This is a genomic window from Microbacterium sp. JZ37, from assembly GCF_035188445.1.
Classification (GTDB): domain Bacteria; phylum Actinomycetota; class Actinomycetes; order Actinomycetales; family Microbacteriaceae; genus Microbacterium; species Microbacterium barkeri.
In genome coordinates, this window is record NZ_CP045253.1 from 3,133,863 (window position 1) to 3,152,486 (window position 18,624).

20 protein-coding genes are annotated in these 18,624 nt (G+C 70.8%); 4 read left to right on the forward strand and 16 right to left on the reverse strand.

Going from position 1 to position 18,624, the window contains the following annotated elements; all coding sequences use genetic code 11:
* Positions 1–37 precede the first annotated feature (37 nt).
* Genes GC092_RS14495 through GC092_RS14520 form a run of 6 tightly spaced genes read right to left on the reverse strand, consistent with a single transcriptional unit; the run spans position 38 to position 6,686 of the window.
* Positions 38–1,705, reverse strand: a complete 1,668-nt coding sequence (locus tag GC092_RS14495; protein WP_324012837.1) for an ABC transporter substrate-binding protein — start codon at positions 1,703–1,705, stop codon at positions 38–40.
* A gap of 44 nt (positions 1,706–1,749) precedes the next feature.
* Positions 1,750–2,679, reverse strand: coding sequence for a carbohydrate ABC transporter permease (locus GC092_RS14500; protein WP_416383278.1), 930 nt, complete (start codon positions 2,677–2,679; stop codon positions 1,750–1,752).
* Positions 2,673–3,701, reverse strand: a complete 1,029-nt coding sequence (locus GC092_RS14505; RefSeq protein WP_271173483.1) for an ABC transporter permease — start codon at positions 3,699–3,701, stop codon at positions 2,673–2,675. Before GC092_RS14505 ends, GC092_RS14500 begins: the two co-directional genes overlap by 7 nt.
* 44 nt (positions 3,702–3,745) lie before the next feature.
* On the reverse strand, positions 3,746–4,834 hold the full coding sequence (locus GC092_RS14510) for a Gfo/Idh/MocA family protein (protein WP_324012846.1): 1,089 nt from the start codon (positions 4,832–4,834) through the stop codon (positions 3,746–3,748).
* A complete protein-coding gene (locus tag GC092_RS14515) occupies positions 4,831–5,559 on the reverse strand; it encodes a cupin domain-containing protein (protein ID WP_324012848.1) in 729 nt (242 codons plus the stop codon). Before GC092_RS14515 ends, GC092_RS14510 begins: the two co-directional genes overlap by 4 nt.
* A complete protein-coding gene (locus tag GC092_RS14520) occupies positions 5,556–6,686 on the reverse strand; it encodes a Gfo/Idh/MocA family protein (protein WP_271173480.1) in 1,131 nt (376 codons plus the stop codon). The genes GC092_RS14515 and GC092_RS14520 overlap by 4 nt, the downstream gene beginning before the upstream one ends.
* Positions 6,687–6,803: 117 nt before the next feature.
* Here GC092_RS14520 and GC092_RS14525 point away from each other — a divergent pair, with 117 nt between their 5' ends.
* Complete coding sequence (locus tag GC092_RS14525) at positions 6,804–7,799, forward strand: LacI family DNA-binding transcriptional regulator (protein WP_324012851.1); 996 nt, start codon at positions 6,804–6,806, stop codon at positions 7,797–7,799.
* A gap of 7 nt (positions 7,800–7,806) precedes the next feature.
* Here GC092_RS14525 and GC092_RS14530 read toward each other — a convergent pair whose 3' ends face one another.
* The gene (locus tag GC092_RS14530) at positions 7,807–8,847 is read right to left on the reverse strand and encodes an aldo/keto reductase (RefSeq protein WP_324012854.1); all 1,041 of its coding nucleotides are present in this window, start codon (positions 8,845–8,847) and stop codon (positions 7,807–7,809) included.
* Between the two features lie 25 nt (positions 8,848–8,872).
* Between GC092_RS14530 and GC092_RS14535 the strand changes: the two genes are divergently transcribed.
* A complete protein-coding gene (locus GC092_RS14535) occupies positions 8,873–9,238 on the forward strand; it encodes a pyridoxine 5'-phosphate oxidase C-terminal domain-containing protein (RefSeq protein ID WP_324012856.1) in 366 nt (121 codons plus the stop codon).
* A gap of 3 nt (positions 9,239–9,241) precedes the next feature.
* Here GC092_RS14535 and GC092_RS14540 read toward each other — a convergent pair whose 3' ends face one another.
* The 7 genes from GC092_RS14540 to GC092_RS14570 all read right to left on the reverse strand — a co-directional run bounded on the left by GC092_RS14540 (position 9,242) and on the right by GC092_RS14570 (position 14,583).
* The gene (locus GC092_RS14540) at positions 9,242–10,156 is read right to left on the reverse strand and encodes a CPBP family intramembrane glutamic endopeptidase (RefSeq protein ID WP_324012859.1); all 915 of its coding nucleotides are present in this window, start codon (positions 10,154–10,156) and stop codon (positions 9,242–9,244) included.
* A 79-nt stretch (positions 10,157–10,235) separates the two neighbouring features.
* Positions 10,236–10,598, reverse strand: a complete 363-nt coding sequence (locus GC092_RS14545) for a TIGR02611 family protein (RefSeq protein ID WP_271173475.1) — start codon at positions 10,596–10,598, stop codon at positions 10,236–10,238.
* A 41-nt stretch (positions 10,599–10,639) separates the two neighbouring features.
* The gene (gene purF, locus GC092_RS14550; protein WP_271173474.1) at positions 10,640–12,112 is read right to left on the reverse strand and encodes an amidophosphoribosyltransferase; all 1,473 of its coding nucleotides are present in this window, start codon (positions 12,110–12,112) and stop codon (positions 10,640–10,642) included.
* 6 nt (positions 12,113–12,118) lie between these two features.
* On the reverse strand, positions 12,119–13,258 hold the full coding sequence (gene purM, locus GC092_RS14555; protein WP_324012862.1) for a phosphoribosylformylglycinamidine cyclo-ligase: 1,140 nt from the start codon (positions 13,256–13,258) through the stop codon (positions 12,119–12,121).
* 35 nt (positions 13,259–13,293) lie between these two features.
* Positions 13,294–13,617: a potassium transporter Trk gene (locus GC092_RS14560; RefSeq protein WP_324012864.1), complete on the reverse strand. Its 324-nt coding sequence runs from the start codon at positions 13,615–13,617 to the stop codon at positions 13,294–13,296.
* Positions 13,618–13,679: 62 nt separating this feature from the next.
* Positions 13,680–14,048, reverse strand: a complete 369-nt coding sequence (locus GC092_RS14565; protein ID WP_271173471.1) for a sterol carrier family protein — start codon at positions 14,046–14,048, stop codon at positions 13,680–13,682.
* A gap of 4 nt (positions 14,049–14,052) precedes the next feature.
* Positions 14,053–14,583 (reverse strand): VOC family protein, encoded by a 531-nt coding sequence (locus tag GC092_RS14570; protein ID WP_271173470.1) that lies wholly within the window; start codon positions 14,581–14,583, stop codon positions 14,053–14,055.
* Between the two features lie 61 nt (positions 14,584–14,644).
* Between GC092_RS14570 and GC092_RS14575 the strand changes: the two genes are divergently transcribed.
* Complete coding sequence (locus GC092_RS14575) at positions 14,645–15,397, forward strand: helix-turn-helix domain-containing protein (protein WP_271173469.1); 753 nt, start codon at positions 14,645–14,647, stop codon at positions 15,395–15,397.
* A 48-nt stretch (positions 15,398–15,445) separates the two neighbouring features.
* Positions 15,446–16,717 (forward strand): phosphoribosylamine--glycine ligase, encoded by a 1,272-nt coding sequence (gene purD / locus GC092_RS14580; protein WP_324012868.1) that lies wholly within the window; start codon positions 15,446–15,448, stop codon positions 16,715–16,717.
* Between the two features lie 64 nt (positions 16,718–16,781).
* Here the strand turns inward: purD and GC092_RS14585 are convergent, their stop codons facing one another.
* A complete protein-coding gene (locus tag GC092_RS14585) occupies positions 16,782–17,198 on the reverse strand; it encodes a DUF2695 domain-containing protein (RefSeq protein WP_324012869.1) in 417 nt (138 codons plus the stop codon).
* Between the two features lie 44 nt (positions 17,199–17,242).
* A complete protein-coding gene (locus GC092_RS14590; protein ID WP_324012871.1) occupies positions 17,243–18,301 on the reverse strand; it encodes a DUF998 domain-containing protein in 1,059 nt (352 codons plus the stop codon).
* Between the last annotated feature and the right edge of the window lie 323 nt (positions 18,302–18,624).

The window sequence follows — 18,624 nt, forward strand, 5'->3', positions numbered from 1 at the left end:
AGGCGGCCGGCCGGTGCGGACGGCCGGCCGCCTCCGATCAGCCCTCGCTCTGCGTGCGCTCGAGCGCCGCGTTGATCGTGTCGACGAGCTGCGTCGACCCGAGTCCCTCGAGCTCGGTCACATACGCGTCCCAGTCGTCCTCGACGGAGCGCTGCCCCGTGATGAACGAGGCGGTCGCGGCGTGGACGGCGTCCGTGAGCTGCGTCTGCAGGAGGGAGGTCTGCTCGAGCTCGATCTCGTTGAGCAGCGGCGCGGGAGCCGTCGGCAGCTGCTCCTTCTTCTCGAGCTGCTGCGCGGTCCACTCGGCGATCTCGTCGGTCATCATCGAGAGCACGAGCTCCTCGGATGAGCCGTTGGCGAGCAGGAAGACGCCGTTGCTGTAGCCGTAGTCGGCGTTCAGCAGCTTGGGGGCGCCCGCGTTGATGGAGCTCCAGGCGATGTCGTCCATGAGCTTGCGCGTGCCATCCGCCTCGCGCGTGAACGTCTCGCCCTCGACGCCCCACTGCGCGAACTCGAGGCCCTCGTCGGAGTAGTACAGCCAGTCGACGAACTGCAGGAGCGCCTTGAAGTACGGCTTCTCGGCGGCCTCGCTCGAGATGAGGATGCCCGACGTGAATCGACCGCTCGGGAGGTTGTCGCCGGCGGGGCCGCCCGGGATGGAGATGAGGCGGATCGGGACGTCGCCCTGCCCCGAGTCGGCGAACTTCTGGCGGTACTCCGCGATCACCTGGGTGTTGCCCGAGATCGCGGCGGACTTGCCCGAGATGAACTTCTGCACGGCCTGGTCGTCGCTCTGGGTGATCTCGGGGTCGAGGACGCCCGCCTCGACGAGCGCGGCGGCGTCCGCCACGAGCTCCCGGTATTCATCGGACGTGCCGGTGAACACGTACTCCCCGGCTTCCTCGTCGTACCAGGTGTTCGCGTATCCCCATCCGGCCGCAGTGTCGTAGTTGGGCGCCATGACGCTCAGGAGCGAGCCGAGGGGCGTGGCGTCGGTCCATCGGTCCGACATCGCGTAGTCGAGCTCGGGGTTGGCCTCCTTGACCTGCTCGAGCTGCTCGAGGTACTCGTCCCAGGTCGCCGGGTCCTCCGTGATGCCCGCCTTCTCCCAGAGGTCCTCGCGGATGACGACCGAGTACTGGACGTCCGGCACCTCGCGGAGGCCAGGGAGGTGATAGATCTTCCCGTCCTCCTGACGACGGTTCTGCAGGTCCTCCTCCAGACCCCAGTCCTCGATCTTCTGCTGGAAGTTCGGCATGTAGTCGAAGTAGTCCGAGACAGGGAGGATCGCTCCGCCCGAGACGAACTGCGTCTCCGTGCCGGCGTACGTCGACGAGATGATGTCGGTCGCCTCGCCGCTGCCGATGAGCAGGGACTTCTTCTGGTCGTAGTCGGCCATCGGGATGTCGGTGCGGGAGAACGTGACGTTGTGGTCCTCCTCGAGGTGCTGGAAGACCGACCAGTCGTCCTTCACCGGGTAGTTCGGGTGATCCCGGTACATGAGGGAGAAGTTCACGGGCTCGGTCGCCTTGAAGGTGACACCGGCCTCGAAGTCCTCCATGGCGCCCACGGAGTGCGCCTCGTCGATCGTGACGCCGTCGTCTCCGACGGCCTCCTCGCTCGGCGTGGCGGAGCAGGCGGACAGCGCGACCGCGACGGCGGCGAGGCCCGCAGCACCGACGAGGGTGTGGCGAGTGATTCTCATTGTGTTTCTCCTCTAGGTGAACGTCGTCGTTCGACGTGGGGGAATCAGCCCTTGACCGACCCGAGCATCACGCCCGAGACGAAGTAGCGCTGGATGAAGGGGTAGAAGCAGATGATGGGCAGGACGGTGAGCAGCATCGTCACGGCCTGGATGTTCGAGGCGATCTGCGCGGCCTCGCCGCCCACGGCCTCCTGCGCGCCCGTCGCCGCGGCGATGAGGTTGCGCAGGTAGATGGTCACGGGGAAGAGCGACTTGTCATCCATGAAGAGGAAGGCGCTGAACCACGAGTTCCAGATGCTCACGGCGTAGAACAGCGTCATCGTCGCGAGCACCGCCTTCGACAGCGGCAGCACGATCCGGAAGAAGATGCCGTATGTCGTGAGCCCGTCGATCGCGGCGGCCTCCTCGAGCTCCTCGGGGAAGTTCTCGAAGAACGACTTCATGACGAGCAGGTTGAAGACGCTCAGCGCTCCCGGGACGACGACGGCCCAGATGCTGTTGCGCCAACCGAGGTAGTTGGCGATGAGGATGTAGTTCGGGATGAGCCCGCCGCCGAAGAACATCGTGAAGACCGCGATGCCCACGAAGAACGTGCGCCCCTTGAGGTACGGCTTGCTGAGCGCGTACGCGTACGTCGTGGTGATCGCCATCGCGATGATCGTGCCGACGATCGTGTACAGGAACGTGTTCCCGTAGTTCGTCCAGAACATCTCATCGCTCATGACCACGCGGAACGTGTCGATGTTGAAGCCGCGCGGGATGAGGTTCACCTCGCCGGCGGCGATGTACCCCTCGGACGAGAACGCCTTCGCGACGAGGTTGATGAACGGGTAGAGCGTGACGGCGCACACGAGCACGAGGGCGATCGCGTTGACCACGCGGAACACGCGGTACCCGAGCGACTCGCGGATGATGCCGGTCTCCCGGCGGACGTGCGCGATGTCGGGCTTCTGGGGAAGGGCTTCGGTCACCACAGCGAGGTACCCACCATTCGTCGAGAGAGGGCGTTCGCGCCGAGCACGAGCACGAGGCCGATGACCGCCTCGAAGAGGCCGATCGCGGTTCCGTACGAGAACTGGGCCGACTGGATGCCGACGCGGTAGAGGTAGGTCGAGATCACGTCGGCCGTCGAGTAGATGAGGGGGTTCTGCAGGAGCAGCACCTTCTCGAATCCGACCGCCATGAACGAGCCGATGTTGAGGATGAGGAGCACCATCATGGTCGGCTGGATGCCGGGCAGCGTGATGTGCCAGGTCTGCTGCCAGCGGTTCGCGCCGTCGATGCGGGCGGCCTCGTACAGCTGATCGTCGATCGTCGTGAGGGCCGCGAGGTAGAGGATGGTCCCCCATCCGACGGTCTGCCACACCTCCGACGAGACGTAGATCGAGCGGAACCACTCGGGCCGCTGCATGAACGGCACGGGGTCGCCGCCCATCGCCTCGACGACCTGGTTGATCGTGCCGTTGAGCGCGGTGAGCTGGAGCACGAGACCCGCGACGATGACGATCGACATGAAGTGCGGGAGGTACGAGATGGTCTGGACGATCCGCTTGAACCGCCGCGAGCGCAGCTCGTTGAGCATGAGCGCGAGGACGATCGGCAGCGGGAAGGTGATCAGGAGCGTGAGCGCTCCGAGGATCACCGTGTTCCAGAACACGGTCCAGAACTGCTGGTTCGAGATGAACGCCTCGAAGTAGTAGAAGCCGACCCACTCGTCGCCGAAGATCGAGCCGCCGGGGCGGAATCGTCGGAACGCGATGACGTTGCCGAGCATCGGCACGTACCGGAAGATGAGCAGGAAGATCACCGGTGCGATCAGGAACGTGTAGAGGCGCCAGTCGCGGGCGAGAGCGCGCCGCCACGTCTGCTTCGCGCGCGGCGTGCGATCGCGCCGGAACAGCCGCCGCTTCGCGCGCGCTGTCGTGATGAGGCGCGTCGCGCCCCCTGCGGGCGGGGCATCCCCGAGCCGCAGGGGCGCGTCAACGGATTGCGTCATTCGGAACTCCACATCCTCGTGGTTCTCAGGCGAACGGGTCGCCGCTAGGGAGTGAGCAGGATGGCCTCGGACGGCGAGGTGAGGACGGTCGCGTCGGCCTGCGCCTGCAGGCTGAGCTCGGCCGCCTTCAGCGCGTGCGCCTGGCTCATGGCGGTCTCGGTGCCGTCGATGCAGTCGCGGATGAGCTGCCCGAAGTACGGGAACCCGGTCATGCCGTTCGCGTTGAAGCGGTACTGCCCCTCCTGGTTGACGAGGAGCACCTGGCCGCCGCCGTTGTCGGTGGTGATGTCGATGTACTTGCGCAGCTCGATGTACCCGTCGGTGCCGAGCAGGAGGGTGCGTCCGTCGCCGAACACGCCCAGGCCATCCGGTGTGAACCAGTCCACGCGGACGTACCCCGTGGCGCCGTTGTCGAGGATGACGTGCGCGTCGCCGAAGTCCTGGAGGCCCGGGGTCTCGGGGTGCGCGTAGTTCGCGATCGTCGAGGTCGACACGCGGCCGTCCGCCGCGCCGGTGTAGTGGAGGATCTGGTCGAAGTTGTGACTGCCGATGTCGCAGAGGATGCCGCCGTACTGGGCCGGGTCGTAGAACCAGTCGGGCCGGCCTCCTCCGATGCGGTGCGGGCCGAAGCACACCACCTGCAGGACCCGCCCGATCGCCCCGCGCTGGATGAGCTGATCGGCGAGGATCGCGGCCTCCGAGTGCACGCGCTCGCCGTAGTAGACGGCGTACTTCAGGCCCGTCCGCGCGGTGGCCTCGCGCACCGCCTCGAGCTGCGCGAAGGTCGTGAGCGGCGCCTTGTCGACGAACGCGTGCTTGCCCGCCTCGATCGCGCGCAACCCGATGGGAGCACGCTCGGAGGCGATCGCCGCGGTCGCGACGAGCCGCACGTCGGGGTCGTCGAGAACCTGCTGCTCGCTGGATGCGATGCGGGCCGTCGGGTACTTCTCGGCGAACGCGGCGGCGCGCTCGGGGTTCTCGTCGAAGACCCACGTCACCGTCGCGCCGGCGCCGAGGAGTCCGTCGGTCATCCCGAAGATGTGACCGTGGTCGAGGCCGACGGCCGCGAAGGCGAACTCCCCCGGCGCGACGGCGGGCTGCGGAAGCGGGTCGAAGGTGTACGGATGGCTCATCGGGGGTTCTCCTGGTCTGTCACGTCGTAGGCGCGGATCCGTCCGCACATTCCGAAGGCGCGCCCGCCCGCGGGCGAGGACGCCTCGTGCACCCGGGCCTCGCGCAGGTGGGCGACGTCGCCCCGCGCGATCGCCTCGGTGAGCGCGAGGGAGCGCTCCGCCTGGGCCAGCGGCCGCTCGCGCACGAGCTGCCCCCATGCGGCGGCGCGATGCAGGACGAGTGCACCGGCCGCCGCATGGAAGTCTTCAAGGGGCCGGCGGTCGCCCGCGACGACCGCGTCGCGCAGCACCTCGAACCCGGTCACCGCGAGATCGCGGCGACGGGCGGCGCGCTCGGCGCGCCCCTCCGCCTCGCCCAGCGACGCCGCCTCGGCGTACGCGTCGGCGTTCCCGACGATCTCGGCGGGAAACGTCATCACGGCGTCACCCGCCTCGGGAAGACCCGCGTTGCTCATCAGCACGAGCACCTTCAGCCCTCCGCGGTTCACCGCGCGGTGGATGGTGCCGGGGGTGAACCACACGACGGACCCGGGCTCGAGGTCCGTCTCGCGGAAACCGTCGCCGTCGATCGTCTGCAGCGCGCCGCGCCCCTCGACCACGAGGTACGCCTCGGTCGACACGAGATGCATGTGCGGGCTGCCGCCGCAGATGCCGTCGGGCGCCGCGCCGTCGTAGATGTCGAGGTGCGACAGCGAGGTGCCGCCCGGGAACGATGAGGCGCTCATGATGCCGCCTCGACGAGGGACGCCTGCTTCTCGTAGAAGTGCGGAGCGTGCTCGACGAGCTGGCCGGCACGGTAATAGGGGTCGTCGGCCTTGAGGGGCAGCTCGACGAACGCGCGCTCGATGCCCGCCTTGTAGATCGCCGTGACGACCTCGATCGCGTTGCGACCATCCCGCCCATCCGCGATCGGCGCGCGCCCGTCGCGGATCGCGCCGAGCAGATCCCCGATCTGCCCCTCGTGCCCGTAGTGCCCCAGGGGCTCCTTCGCCGCCGCGACCGCCTCGATCTCGGCGACCAGATCGGCGTCGCCGCCCTTCGCGGGGAAGCCGCCGCCATCCGCGCGCTCCGCGATCACCTTCCACGGCTGCGAGACCCGCGCCTTCTCGCCCTGGATGACGATCTCCTGCTCCTCGCCGTGGTGCACGACGGAGCTCGTCAGCTGCGCCAGGCCCCGCTCGTAGCGGAACACGGCGACCGAGAGATCCTCGACCTCGCTGTTGTCGTGCTGCGCGTTCGCGAGCATCGCGGTGATCTCGGTCGGACGACCGAGGAGCCACAGCAGCAGATCGATGTGGTGGATCGCGTGGTTGAGGGTGCAGCCGCCGCCCTCCTTCTCCCACGTGCCCCGCCACCAGAGGTCGTAGTACGGAAGACCGCGCCACCACGCCGAATCCACACGCACATGCGAGATCGTGCCGAGCAGGCCCGACTCCACGACCTCCTTCAGGGTCGCGAGGTCGTCGCGGAACCGGTTCTGAGCCACGACCGACAGCACCCTGCCCGAGCGCTCCTGCGCCGCGAGCATCGCGTCGCACTCCTCGAGAGACGGCGCCATCGGCTTCTCCACGAGCACGTTCACGCCCCCGTCGAGGGCCGCGATCGACAGCGCGGCGTGCGTCGACGGCGGCGTCGCGATGCTCACGAGGTCGAGCCCCGCCTCGGCGATCATGCGAAGAGGATCGTCGTACCCCACGGCGTCGGTCAGCCCGAACTCCGCCGCCTTCTGCGCGGCCTTCCCGGGCATCACGTCGGCGAGCGCGACGATCTCGCACTCCTCCGGGAACGCGAGATACCCGCTGATGTGGGCACTCGCGATGCTGCCCGTGCCGATGATCCCGATTCTGAGCATTGCTTCCTCGCAAGTTCTACTACGTATTACTAAGACGTAGTAGGTAGTATGGACACATCGCGTCCGCTCGGTCAAGAGGTTTTTCGGGGCAGGATGTCGAAGATGGGGGATCGAGGGATGGCGAAGCGCCCGACTAGCCACGACGTCGCGCGACGAGCGGGGGTGTCGCAGTCGACGGTGTCGTTCGTGTTCACGGGGCGCAGCGGCATCTCGGAGGCGACCCGCGAGCGGGTCCTGAAGGCGGCTGCCGACCTGAACTACCGCCCCAATCTGGCGGCGCGATCGATGCGCACTCAGCGCACCGGCCGCATCGCGGTCGTCATCCCGGTGACAGGTCTCAACCTCTTCCCCGTCCTCGAGGGCGCCGTCTCGACCGCCCGCGATGCCGGCTACGTGGTGGAGGTCCTCAGCCTCTCCCGCTCACCCGAGGAGCGAGAGGGCGAGCTCGCGTCGCTCATCGACTCGACCGAGTACGAGGGCGTCCTCTCCTTCAGCCCCATGCGGACCCCGCGCGTCGCGTCCGATGCCGCAGCGCCGGTCTTCCTCTCGCTCTCCGAGTTCGACGAGGAGATGCACGCGACGGGGGCGTTCAGCGACGCCCGCCCGGTCGTCGAGATGATGGAGCGACTGGTCCAGCTCGGGCATCGCCGCTTCCTCCACGTCGCCGGCCCCTCCGACTTCCCCGCCGCCGTCGCCCGACGCGACGCCTATCTCGCGACGATCGACCGGCTCGGCGTGGAGTCGCTCGGCGTCGTCGGCGGCGACTGGAGCGGGATCACCGCGAACCGATGCGTGAGCGAGCTGCCCGACGACGCCCCGCCGCTGGCGATCCTCGCGGCGAACGACGTTCTCGCAGCCGGCGCGATCCGGGCGGCCGTGTCGCGCGGATGGTCGGTGCCGGGCGATGTGAGCGTCACCGGATGGGACGACCTCACGATGAGCGCGCACTTCATCCCGTCGCTCACGACGGTGTTCCAGGACCGTCAGCGGCTCGGCACCGACTCCATGCGCCGCCTGATCGCGGCGATCCGCGGTGAGACGCCGCCCGAGCAGGAGGCCGTGCTGCAGCGCGTCGTCTGGCGGGAGTCGGTCGCGCCGCCCCGCGCGCGCTGAGCGCGCCTCAGGCGGTGGCGGCGCCGCTCGGCGCCGCGAACTCCTCGAGGGCCGCGATCGCGTCGGTCGAGAGCTCGAGGCGGCTCGCCGCGATCGCATCGTCGACCTGAGCCGGACGCGAGGCTCCGATGATCGCCGTCGTCACGACGGGATCGCGCAGCACCCAGGCGATCGCGAGCTGCGGGATCGACACACCGGCTTCCCGCGCGATCGCATCGATCCCCCGGATGCGCCGAAGGTAGTCGTCGGTGATCGCCGACTCGTTCAGGAAGAAGCTCCCCGCCGCGCGAGAGTCGGCGGGGACGACGCCGTCGAGGTACTTGCCGGTCAGCAGACCCTGCGCGAGCGGCGAGAACACGGCGCTGCCGACCTGCAGCTCGCGCAGGAGCGGGAAGAGCTCGGCTTCCGGCGTGCGGTCGAAGAGCGAGTACCGCGGCTGGTGCAGAAGCAGGCGCACGCCCTCTCCGGCGAGCAGCTCGCGGGCGCGCCGCGCGAGGGGCGCGGGGTAGTTCGAGATGCCCACGTAGAGCGCCTTGCCGCTGCGCACGATGTCGACGAGCGCCTGCATCGTCTCCTCAATGGGCGTCTCGGAGTCGACGCGGTGCGAGTAGAAGACGTCGACGTAGTCGGTGCGCATGCGCGTCAGGCTCTGCTCGAGCGAGCGCATGAGGTACTTGCGCGAGCCGCCGTCGCCGTAGGGCCCCGGCCACATGTCGTAGCCGGCCTTGCTCGTGACGAAGAGCTCGTCGCGGTAGCGCCGCAGGTCGGAGTCGAGCACCGTGCCGAAGGTCGACTCGGCGGCGCCGTAGGGCGGCCCGTAGTTGTTCGCGAGGTCGATGTGCACGACGCCCCGATCGAAGGCGTGCAGGAGGATCTCGCGCTGGCTCTCGATCGAGCGGTCACGCCCGAAGTTCTGCCACAGGACGAGCGAGACGCGCGGCAGCTTCACCCCGCTCGCGCCGGCGCGGAGGAACGGCACGTCGTCGTAACGCGATGCCGAGGCGACGTGCGGCGCGTGCAGGCGGGGGTCGTCGGCGGCGATGGGCATGGCGCTCCTCTGCGAGGCGGATGGGATGGTGCGTCGGACGAGGACGCCGGCAGGGCGATGCTACCGCGGGCGCGGCGTGCACTTCGCGGGCCGACGCAGCTCGCGGAAGGGCCGCCATCTCGCGCAGCGCCCGGTCGTCGGAGCGCACGTGTTCTGGCGGACGCTCGGCCGTCAGGTCGAGGTGTCGGGTGAGGCCGTCGCGCTCTCCGCAGACGAATCGGCGACTGACTGGCTCGCGCGCCCGACCGCGGGGGCTGCAGTCGATCCCGACTGGCAGGCGTGGGCCATCCGCCCGGATCGCGTCGAGTTCTTCCAGGCTGCGCACGATCGCGACCACGTGCGCGTCGTGTACCTGCGCGACACCGCCGGATGGCGGCGCGAACGCGCGTGAGCGTCAGGCCGGGACGGCCTCGAGCGCGGTGCGCGTGCGCCGGCCGAGCAGGCCCGTGACGACGAGCAGCGCGATGACGACGCCCATCACGATCCAGCCGGGCGCGCCGAGCACGGTCGCGATCGCCGCGTCGTCGCCCGGCCCGTTCCACAGCACGACGACCGATGCAGCCGTGTTGAGCGCTCCGTGGCCGACCGCGGCGGGCCACACGTTGCCGGTCCAGTACCGCGACCACTGCAGGATGACGCCGACGAACAGCGTGAACACGACCATGAGCGCGAGGCCGGCGGCATCCGGGCGCGCGAAGTTGTAGCCGAGCAGGATGACCGGCGCGTGCCACAGCCCCCACACGATGCCGATGAGGATGGCCGAGGGCCAGAATCCGAGCGGCGCGAGCGCGGTCGTGAGGAACCCGCGCCATCCGAGCTCCTCCCCGAACGCCGACACGGTCGCGACGACCGTGTTGACGGGGATGGCGGCGAGCGTGACGGCCATGTAGACGTCGGTCGTCATGCCCTCCGGGAGGAACGGCGCGATCTGCGACAGGCTCCAGTCGGGGTGCGCCCATCCGAGTGCCGTCGCGAGCAGCAGCGACGCCACGGCGATCGCGGTCCAGGCGACGGGGAACAGGAGGAACAGCGCGATCTTGCGGCCCACCGGCCGGAAGGGCACGAGCCCGAGGTAGTGCGCGCGCCGCCGCGGTCGCCGCACGAAGAACGTCGCGACGAGCGCCGCGACCGTGGGCGTCCACATCATGGCGGCCATGAGCGGCAGCGCGAGCGGCGAGCGGAGCCCCTCTCCGCCGAGCCACAGGGGCAGCGTCACCACCCAGGCGAGGGCGAAGGCGATCACGAGGAAGGTCGCGATCGCGCCCCACGGGACGCGGGTGGTCTCCGGCATGCTCTCTGCGCTCGTCATGCCCCCAGCGTGCCCGGCCGCGCGCCCGGCGCGCCTCCCCCTCGGGGCGGAGTTCCGGGGATCCCCCGCACGGCGGAGGTCAGCGCGCGGCGGCGGCCTTCCGCTCTCGACGCGCCTTCCACCATGCCCAGAACCGCTCGAGCTGCCGCCTCAGCCATCCGGCCGCGCGCTTCGCCCAGCCGAACTCCGTGCCGAGCACCGCGAGGCCCGCGAAGACGATGAGCCACCCGGGCCCGGGCAGCGGCACGAGCAGCAGGCCGCCGACGGCGAGGACGCCGCCCACCGTGCCGACCGCGATCCGGTAGGCGCGCTCGATGGTGCGGCTGCGCCCGATCGCGCGGCGCGTCGCGCGCCCGGCGCGCACCAGGGCGGATGGCCGCGGAGCCGGCCCGTCGAGGTGGGCGCCCGCAGTCGAGGTCGCCTGAATCGCATCCCGTTCCATGACGGGATTCCACACGATATATCTCGAAGGGCGCTGGGTGTTCAGGAACCCTGCGTCTGCTCCACCCATTCGAGGTACTCCTCGGACACGGTGCCCGTGACGTAGCGCCCGTCGAAGCAGCTCATGTCGAGGTCGTCGAGACCCTGCCCCGCGGTGCTTCCCTCGAGGATCGCGGCCTTGAGGTCCTCGACCTCCTGGTACACGAGGTGGTCGCAGCCCAGCTCCGCGGCGATCTCGGGGATCGACCGGCCGTGCGCGATGAGCTCCTTGCTCGACGGCATGTTGATGCCGTACACGTGCGGGTAGCGGACGGGCGGCGCTGCCGACGCGAAGGTGACCGACCGGGCGCCCGCATCGCGAGCCATCTGGATGATCTGCTTGCTCGTCGTGCCGCGGACGATCGAGTCGTCGATGAGCAGCACGTTCTTGCCCTTGAACTCGCTCGACATCGCGTTGAGCTTCTGGCGCACGCTCTTCTTGCGCACGGCCTGGCCCGGCATGATGAACGTCCGGCCGACGTAGTGGTTCTTGTAGAAGCCCTCGCGGTACTCGATCCCGAGCACGCGCGCGACCTGCATCGCCGCCGGACGCGACGAGTCGGGGATCGGCATGACGACATCGATCGCCCCCTCGGGCACGTGCTTCTCGATCGTCGCGGCGAGCTTCGCGCCCATCCGCAGGCGCGCCTCGTACACCGAGATGCCGTTCATGATCGAGTCGGGGCGCGCGAGGTAGACGTACTCGAACGAGCACGGCGACAGCTGCGGCGACTCGGCGCACTGCTTCGAGAACAGCTGTCCGTCGTTGGTGATGAAGATCGCCTCGCCGGGCTCGACGTCGCGGACGACCTCGTAGTCGGCGTTCTCGAGGACGAGCGACTCGCTCGCGACGACCCACTCGTCGCCGCCGTCCTCCGCCGTGCGACGTCCGAGGATGAGCGGCCGGATGCCGAACGGGTCGCGGAACGCGAGGAGCCCGTACCCCGCGATGACGGAGATGACGGCGTACGCGCCCTCGATGCGCTTGTGCGTGCGCGCCACGGCCTCGAAGATGCGCTCGGGGTCGAGGTCGACGGGCGACGTCGTCGCCTGCAGCTCGTTCGCGAGCACGTTGAGCAGGAGCTCGGTGTCGCTCGACGAGTTCAGGTGGCGGCGGTCGCGCTGCGCCATGTCGAGCGTGAGCTCGCGGGTGTTCGTGAGGTTGCCGTTGTGGATGAGGATGATGCCGTACGGCGCGTTCACGTAGAACGGCTGGGCCTCCTCCTCACTCGAGGCGGTGCCCTTGGTCGCGTAGCGGACGTGGCCGAGGCCGACGTTCCCGAGGAGCGAGCGCATGTCGCGCGTGCGGAAGCCCTCGCGGACCATCCCGCGCGACTTGCTCATGTGCATGACGCCGCTCGGCTCGGCCGTGGCGATGCCCGTGGCGTCCTGGCCGCGGTGCTGCAGCAGGAGAAGGGCGTCGTAGATGTCCTGGTTGACCGGGCCGCGCCCGACCGCTCCGACGATGCCGCACATGTGGGGTTACTTCGCTCCGTCCGCGTATGCGCCGACCAGGCGGACGGCACCGCCGTCGACGCCCTTGGCGCCCTGTTCGAAGGCGCCCACGGGGCGCTCTCCGGTCTTGACCGTTCCGACCTGCCACGCGTCGATCCCGTCGGCGGCGAGCGCCGAGACGGCCGCATCCACCCGCTCGGGGGCCAGGACGGCGAGGAAGCCGATGCCGAGGTTCCACGTGCCCTCGCTCGACTCGAGCGAGGTGCCGGCGATGTCGCTCAGCACGCGGAAGACGGGCGAGGGCGACCACGTCGAGCGGTCGACCTCGGCCCACGTGCCGACCGGGAGCACCCGGGCCAGGTTGGCCGCGATGCCGCCGCCGGTGACGTGGCTGAGCGCGTGCACGTCGTCGCCGAGGGACTCGATGAGGCGCAGCAGCGGCGAGGTGTAGAGACGCGTGGGCTCGAGCAGCGCCTCGCCCCAGGTCGCGCCGAGGTCGTCGGAGCGGTCGGCGTAGCCGATGCCCGCGCCGGAGAGGATGTGACGCACGAGCGAGTAGCCGTTGGAGTGCAGGCCGCTCGAGGAGAGCGCGAGCACGGCGTCGCCGTGGCGCACGCGCTCGGCGCCGAGCACGCGGTCGGCCTCGACCACGCCCGTCGCGGCACCCGCGACGTCGTAGTCGTCGACGCCGAGGAGGCCAGGGTGCTCGGCAGTCTCGCCGCCGACGAGGGCCGTCCCCGTCGCCGCGCACGCCTCGGCGATGCCGCGCACGATGTCGGCGATGCGCTGCGGCACGACCTTGCCGCACGCGATGTAGTCGGTCATGAAGAGCGGACGGGCGCCGACCACGACGATGTCGTCGACGACCATGCCGACGAGGTCCTGGCCGATCGTGTCGTGCTTGTCGATGGCCTGCGCGATTGCGACCTTGGTGCCGACGCCGTCGGTGCTCGTCGCGAGCAGCGGGCGACGGAAGTCGCGCAGCGCGCTCGCGTCGAAGAGCCCCGCGAACCCGCCGACACCGCCGAGGACCTCGGGGCCGTGCGTGGCGCGCACCGACGACTTCATGAGCTCGACGGCGAGGTCGCCGGCAGCCGTGTCGACGCCGGCCTGGGCGTAGGTGGATGAGGGGGTTTCAGCCGCAGCTGCGGTGGGATCGAAGACCACCGGACAAGGATAGCGGCCGCTCGCTGTGCCCGGATTCAGGCTTCGTCGACCTGCTCGTGCGCGACCTGCACCTCGCGCGTGCGCCGGCCGATCGTCCAGTCGAGCACGAGCGCGACGAGCATCCCGAGGAGCACGCCCGCGGGCACGCACCACAGCATGATGAAGCCGAACGCCTGCGACGGCGAGTAGACGACCTTCGTGAAGGGGCTCGCCTCCCCCGTGCCGTCGAACACGGTCGACAGGATGAGCGCGGCGATGATGCCGACGGCGGCCCCGAGCGCGGCGAACACGCTGTACTTCGGGGCGCGGCGCACCTTCGCCACATCGGCGTCGGTGTGCGCTGCGGAGGTCTCGGCCATGGTCGGTATTCTCCCCCGGCATCCTGGGAACCGTCTCCCATCGGGGGACGAGCCGGCAACCGTCAGAAGAGGACCGGCAGGAGCATCGAGATGTCGGCGCGCGTGCCGGAGGCCGAGATGCGGCCCGCTGCGGCCTCGTCCTCCCAGCTGCGCTCGCCGGTCGCGACCGCGATCCACGTGACCGGGTCGAGCTCGACGACGTTGGGCGGGGTGCCGCGCGTGTGGCGCGGGCCCTCGATCACCTGCACGGCGCCGAACGGCGGCACGCGCACCTCGACGCTGCCGCCGGGCGCGCGCTCCTCGAGCAGCTGCAGGAGGTAGCGGACGGCCGTGGCGAGGTCGGTCCGCTGCGGCCGGCTCCCCTGCGCGACGGCGGCGCGGACGGCCGCGATCGCGTCGCGGCCGTCGCCCGTCGGGATCCTCCGTGCCATCCCGTCAGCTTACGGTCGCCTCCGCGTAGGAGGCGGCCCAGGTCAGCACGCGGTCGGCGCTCTCCTCGTCGGAGAGGTCCTCGATGCGCGTCATGATCGACCACCGCACGCCGTACGGGTCGCGGATGGAGGCGAATCGGTCGCCCGAGACGAAGTCCTGCGGCGCCTCGCGCACCGTCGCACCCGCGGCCACGGCGCGCGCGACGACGGCATCGACGTCGGGGACGTAGAGGGCGATCGAGAAGTGCGCCGCGTCGCCGTCCGGCTGCGGGACGGTGCCGAAGGCCGCCATCGCCTCCCCCACCTCGAGCCGCCCGCGCCCGCCGAAGTCGAGCGTCGCGTGCGAGACGACGGACTCGCCGCTCTCGCCGGGCATCTCGACCGCGTACAGCTGCCGGGCGCCGAGCGCCTCGGTGTAGAAGCGCACGGCACTGCGCGCATCCCGCAGCGCGAGGAAGGGCGTGAGCGCGGTGACGGTGCGAGGGGTTCCGTTGTCGGTGTGCTCGCCGTTCGCGGCGATCGTGTTCTCTGCCATGCCCCGACGCTAGGTCGGGGGCTCGAGGCCGCGCTTGAAGATTCGCGCCATACTCGGACGCGTGGCCGACGACCCCCTGTTCCGGAAGGGCGATCTCACGCCGCGCCCAGACGTGCGGATGGTGCGGGTCGCGGCGTCGGCGGAGCTCGCGCCGGTCATGCGCCAGTGGTGGCAGCCCTCGTGGGATCTGCCCGACGGGGAGGTGCGCGCGCAGCACGTGCTCGGCTACCCCGTCGCGAATCTCGTCGCGGAGGACGGCGCCGCGCTGCTGTACGGTCCGACCACGACGCACGGGGTCCGCGAGCTGCGCGGCACGGGCTGGGCGCTGGGCGCGCTGCTCACGCCGGCGGCCGGGCGTCACCTCGCGACCCGCCCCTTCGCCGCACTGGTCGACGCGTGGGAGCCGGTCGCCGTCGAGGGAGCGGTCGACCGTCCGGACACCGCGCGCGAAGCCCTGACCGAGGCGCTCCGCCGCGTGCTCGAGCGGCTCGATGACGACGATCTCGCGGCGAACGCGCTCCTCGAGACGGTCGAGGGAGATCCGACGCTGCTGCGCGTCGCCGACCTCGCCGAGCGCATGCACCGCTCGGTCCGCTCGCTCGACCGCCTCGCTCGCCGCAGCTTCGGCCTGCCGCCCGCCGCGATCATCCGCCGCCGCCGTCTGCAGGACGCGGCCGAGGCCGTCCGGCTCGCGCCGGATCGCCCGCTGCGCGACATCGCCGCAGAGTTCGGCTTCGCCGACCACGCCCACCTCACGCGCGAGTTCTCGTCGGTCCTCGGGTTCACACCGTCGGAGTACCGCGCGGGGCCGTGAGCGTCATCGCGTTTCCGCGCCCGGAAGCGCCTCGGTAGGCTTCTGCGCGTGAAGATCCTCGTTCTCGGCTCCGGTGCGCGCGAGCACGCCATCATCCTCGCCCTGAAGTCGGAGGACGCGGGCCACGAGCTGCTCGCCGCCCCCGGCAACGCCGGCATCGCCCGCGACGCCGACATCGTCGACGTCGACATGCTCGACGGCGCGGCGGTCACCGAGTTCGCGAACGAGCACGGAGTGAACCTCGTCATCGTCGGCCCCGAGGCTCCGCTCGTCGCCGGCGTCGCGGATGTGCTGCGCGAGCACGGCATCCCCGTCTTCGGCCCGGGCAAGGCCGCCGCCGCGCTCGAGGGCTCGAAGGCCTTCGCGAAGCGGATCATGGAGGAGGCCGGGGTCCCCACGGGCCGCGCCACGCACGCACGCTCGCTCGACGAGGTCGCCGCCGGGCTCGACGCGTTCGGAGCGCCCCACGTCGTGAAGGCCGACGGGCTCGCCGCCGGGAAGGGCGTGATCGTCACCTCCGACCGACAGGCGGCTCTCGACCACGCCGCCGAGTACCTGCCGACGGGGCCCGTGCTCGTCGAGGAGTTCCTCTCCGGGCCGGAGGTCTCGCTCTTCTTCCTCAGCGACGGCGACACCGTGCGCGCCCTGAGCCCCGCGCAGGACTTCAAGCGCGCGCTCGACGGCGACGAGGGCCCCAACACCGGCGGCATGGGCGCCTACTCGCCGCTCCCGTGGCTCGCCGAGCGCTTCGGCGGCGAGGACGCCTTCGTCCAGCACGTGACCGACGAGGTCGCGCTGCCGGTCATCCGCCGCCTCGACGAGGAGGGCACCCCGTTCATCGGCCTCCTCTACGCGGGACTCATCGTGACCGAGGCGGGCGTGCGCGTCATCGAGTTCAACGCGCGCTTCGGCGACCCCGAGACGCAGGTCGTCCTGCCGCGCCTCGTCACGCCGCTCTCGCGCCTGCTCCTGGCGGCGGCGACCGGCACCCTCGAGGACGAGCCCGCGCCCGCGTTCTCCGACGACGTCGCCGTGACGGTCGTCGTCGCGAGCGAGGGCTACCCCGAGTCGCCCGTGACGGGTCGGCCGATCACGGGCATCGTCGAGGCCGAGGCCATCGCCGGGGTGCATGTCGCGCACGCCGCGACCGCGCAGGCCGACGACGGCGGACTCATCGCGACCGGCGGCCGCGTGCTCAACGTCGTCGCCCGCGGCGCCGACTTCCGCGAGGCGCGCGAGCGCGCCTACCGAGGCATCGCGGAGATCCGTCTCGAGGGCTCCCACCACCGCACCGACATCGCGGCCCGCGTCGCCCAGTAGACGCGGCAGGCGCAGGGCGGGAGGCGCACGGCGGGAGGCGCACGCTGCCCGCGGCGGGTGTGCGTCACCATCGCCGGGCGCGCTCCCAGTTGCGGCAGGGCTGCGAGGAGCCTCGCGTCACGCCCGCGCACACGGGGATCGTCTCCGGCTCCGCCTCCTCGATCAGCACGGGCTCGCCGTCGTCATCGACGCTCCAGTGCTCGGGCGTCCAGAGATGGCGCGCAGGCGCGTACGCGTTGAAGAGAACCTCGCAGTCGCAGAACCCGCCCATCCCCTCCAGGCGCGCCTCGAGCCCCGTCGCCCGCGGCGCGCGCTCGTCTCGGAACCGCCGCGCGAACCGCAGCGTCCCGTCGCATCCGAACTCGGTCATCATCCGGTTCAGGTAGCACACGAGGCACTCGACCTCGCGCGGTGTCGTCAGACCGTCGGACAGCGCCCGGACGATCTGCTCGGCCTCATCGCCGACATCCTTCGTCTCCATGCGCAGAACGTACGGCCGACCGCCGACATCCGCGGATCGGCCGCTCAGCGCACGGCGAGACGCGCGCGTGCGGAGGGCCTCGAGCCCTCGGGAGCGAGTGCAGCGAGCGTGCGCAGGAGCGTCGTGAGCCACACGAACGCGAGCCCCACTGCGACGGCCTCGAGACCGGTCGCGGAGTAGATCGCAAGGGGCCGCCACAGCAGGACCGCGACGACGAGGCCGACGGCCACGCCGGCCGACGTCACGGCGAGGGCGCGAGGGCGGCCGGGGATGATCCGGATGGTCGCGACCGCCAGCGCGCCGAGGAGGGCGAGGAGGGCGAAGGCCGCGACGTTGTGGGCGAGCTGCGCGCGGTGGACCGGGAGCAGCCCGACGCCCGCGAGCGCGGCGCCGGCGAGCGCGAACAGCACGACGATCCATCCGATGCGGCCGAGTGCGTCGTCGCCGAGGATCCGGTGGAGGTCGCGGCCCACGTACGAGCCGACCGTCGCGAGCAGGAGCCCGCCGACGACGAGCGTGCCGTTGAAGGCCCAGGACGTCTGCCCGCCCGCGCCCAGCTGGGAGAAGTTGCGCTCCCACCACCGCGGGTCGGCCGCGGTGAGCATCGAGAACAGCGTCCCCGTGATGAGGAACGCGAAGAGCAGGGTCACGAGCTCGCGGGTGCGCAGGCGCATGCCGAGGCCATACGCGAAGCCTCCGCTCGCCGCCGAGGCGATGCCCGTGAGGAGCCCTCCGCCGAGCGGCGGCACCTCGAGCCCGTGCAGGCCGATCGCGAGCACCTCCCCCGCGCAGAGCACCGCCAGCGCGCTCACGCCTGCCACAGCGAGGGCGACCGCGGCATCCGAGACACGCGACACGGCGGTCTGCCACGGCGGCATGTTCGCGGTCTCCGCACGGCGGAAGCGCACGGTGCTCATCGCGAACGCACCCGCGGCGACAAGCGCCGTCACGGCCGCCGCGGGGAAGCCGATCGACCCCTCTCCGGCAAGCGGCCGCGCGACGCCCCACAGCAGTGCCGACCCCGCGAGCGCGCCGACGATGAAGCACACCCACGACGCCGCCGTCTCGGCGGACTCGGAGCGGAGGGCGTCGACGTCGTTCACGCGTCCATCGAAGCACGCGCGTCGGACGTCAGGCGGAGCCACCGCCCCACCCAGGTCGCAGAAAGCGGCCCCCACTCGCCGATCAAGGCCGCGAACCGCGACCTGAACGGCGCCGCCCCACCCAGGTCGCAGTAACCGGCCCAAACTCGCCGATCAAGGCCGCCAACTGCGACCTGAACGGCCACCATCCAACCCAGGTCGCAGTAACCGGCCACAACTCGCCGATTACGGCCGCCAACCGCGACCCGAACGGCCACCATCCAACCCAGGTCGCAGTAACCGGCCCCAACCGGCCGATCAAGGCCGCCAACCGCGACCTGAAC

Excerpts from the sequence above, each read along its gene's own strand:
- GC092_RS14495 (WP_324012837.1), bottom strand. The coding sequence starts at position 1,705 with ATGAGAATCACTCGCCACACCCTCGTCGGTGCTGCGGGCCTCGCCGCC.
- GC092_RS14505 (WP_271173483.1), bottom strand. The coding sequence starts at position 3,701 with ATGACGCAATCCGTTGACGCGCCCCTGCGGCTCGGGGATGCCCCGCCC.
- GC092_RS14510 (WP_324012846.1), bottom strand. The coding sequence starts at position 4,834 with ATGAGCCATCCGTACACCTTCGACCCGCTTCCGCAGCCCGCCGTCGCG.
- GC092_RS14515 (WP_324012848.1), bottom strand. The coding sequence starts at position 5,559 with ATGAGCGCCTCATCGTTCCCGGGCGGCACCTCGCTGTCGCACCTCGAC.
- GC092_RS14520 (WP_271173480.1), bottom strand. The coding sequence starts at position 6,686 with ATGCTCAGAATCGGGATCATCGGCACGGGCAGCATCGCGAGTGCCCAC.
- GC092_RS14525 (WP_324012851.1), top strand. The coding sequence starts at position 6,804 with ATGGCGAAGCGCCCGACTAGCCACGACGTCGCGCGACGAGCGGGGGTG.
- GC092_RS14530 (WP_324012854.1), bottom strand. The coding sequence starts at position 8,847 with ATGCCCATCGCCGCCGACGACCCCCGCCTGCACGCGCCGCACGTCGCC.
- GC092_RS14535 (WP_324012856.1), top strand. The coding sequence starts at position 8,873 with ATGGTGCGTCGGACGAGGACGCCGGCAGGGCGATGCTACCGCGGGCGC.
- GC092_RS14540 (WP_324012859.1), bottom strand. The coding sequence starts at position 10,156 with ATGACGAGCGCAGAGAGCATGCCGGAGACCACCCGCGTCCCGTGGGGC.
- GC092_RS14545 (WP_271173475.1), bottom strand. The coding sequence starts at position 10,598 with ATGGAACGGGATGCGATTCAGGCGACCTCGACTGCGGGCGCCCACCTC.
- purF (WP_271173474.1), bottom strand. The coding sequence starts at position 12,112 with ATGTGCGGCATCGTCGGAGCGGTCGGGCGCGGCCCGGTCAACCAGGAC.
- GC092_RS14560 (WP_324012864.1), bottom strand. The coding sequence starts at position 13,617 with ATGGCCGAGACCTCCGCAGCGCACACCGACGCCGATGTGGCGAAGGTG.
- GC092_RS14565 (WP_271173471.1), bottom strand. The coding sequence starts at position 14,048 with ATGGCACGGAGGATCCCGACGGGCGACGGCCGCGACGCGATCGCGGCC.
- GC092_RS14570 (WP_271173470.1), bottom strand. The coding sequence starts at position 14,583 with ATGGCAGAGAACACGATCGCCGCGAACGGCGAGCACACCGACAACGGA.
- GC092_RS14585 (WP_324012869.1), bottom strand. The coding sequence starts at position 17,198 with ATGGAGACGAAGGATGTCGGCGATGAGGCCGAGCAGATCGTCCGGGCG.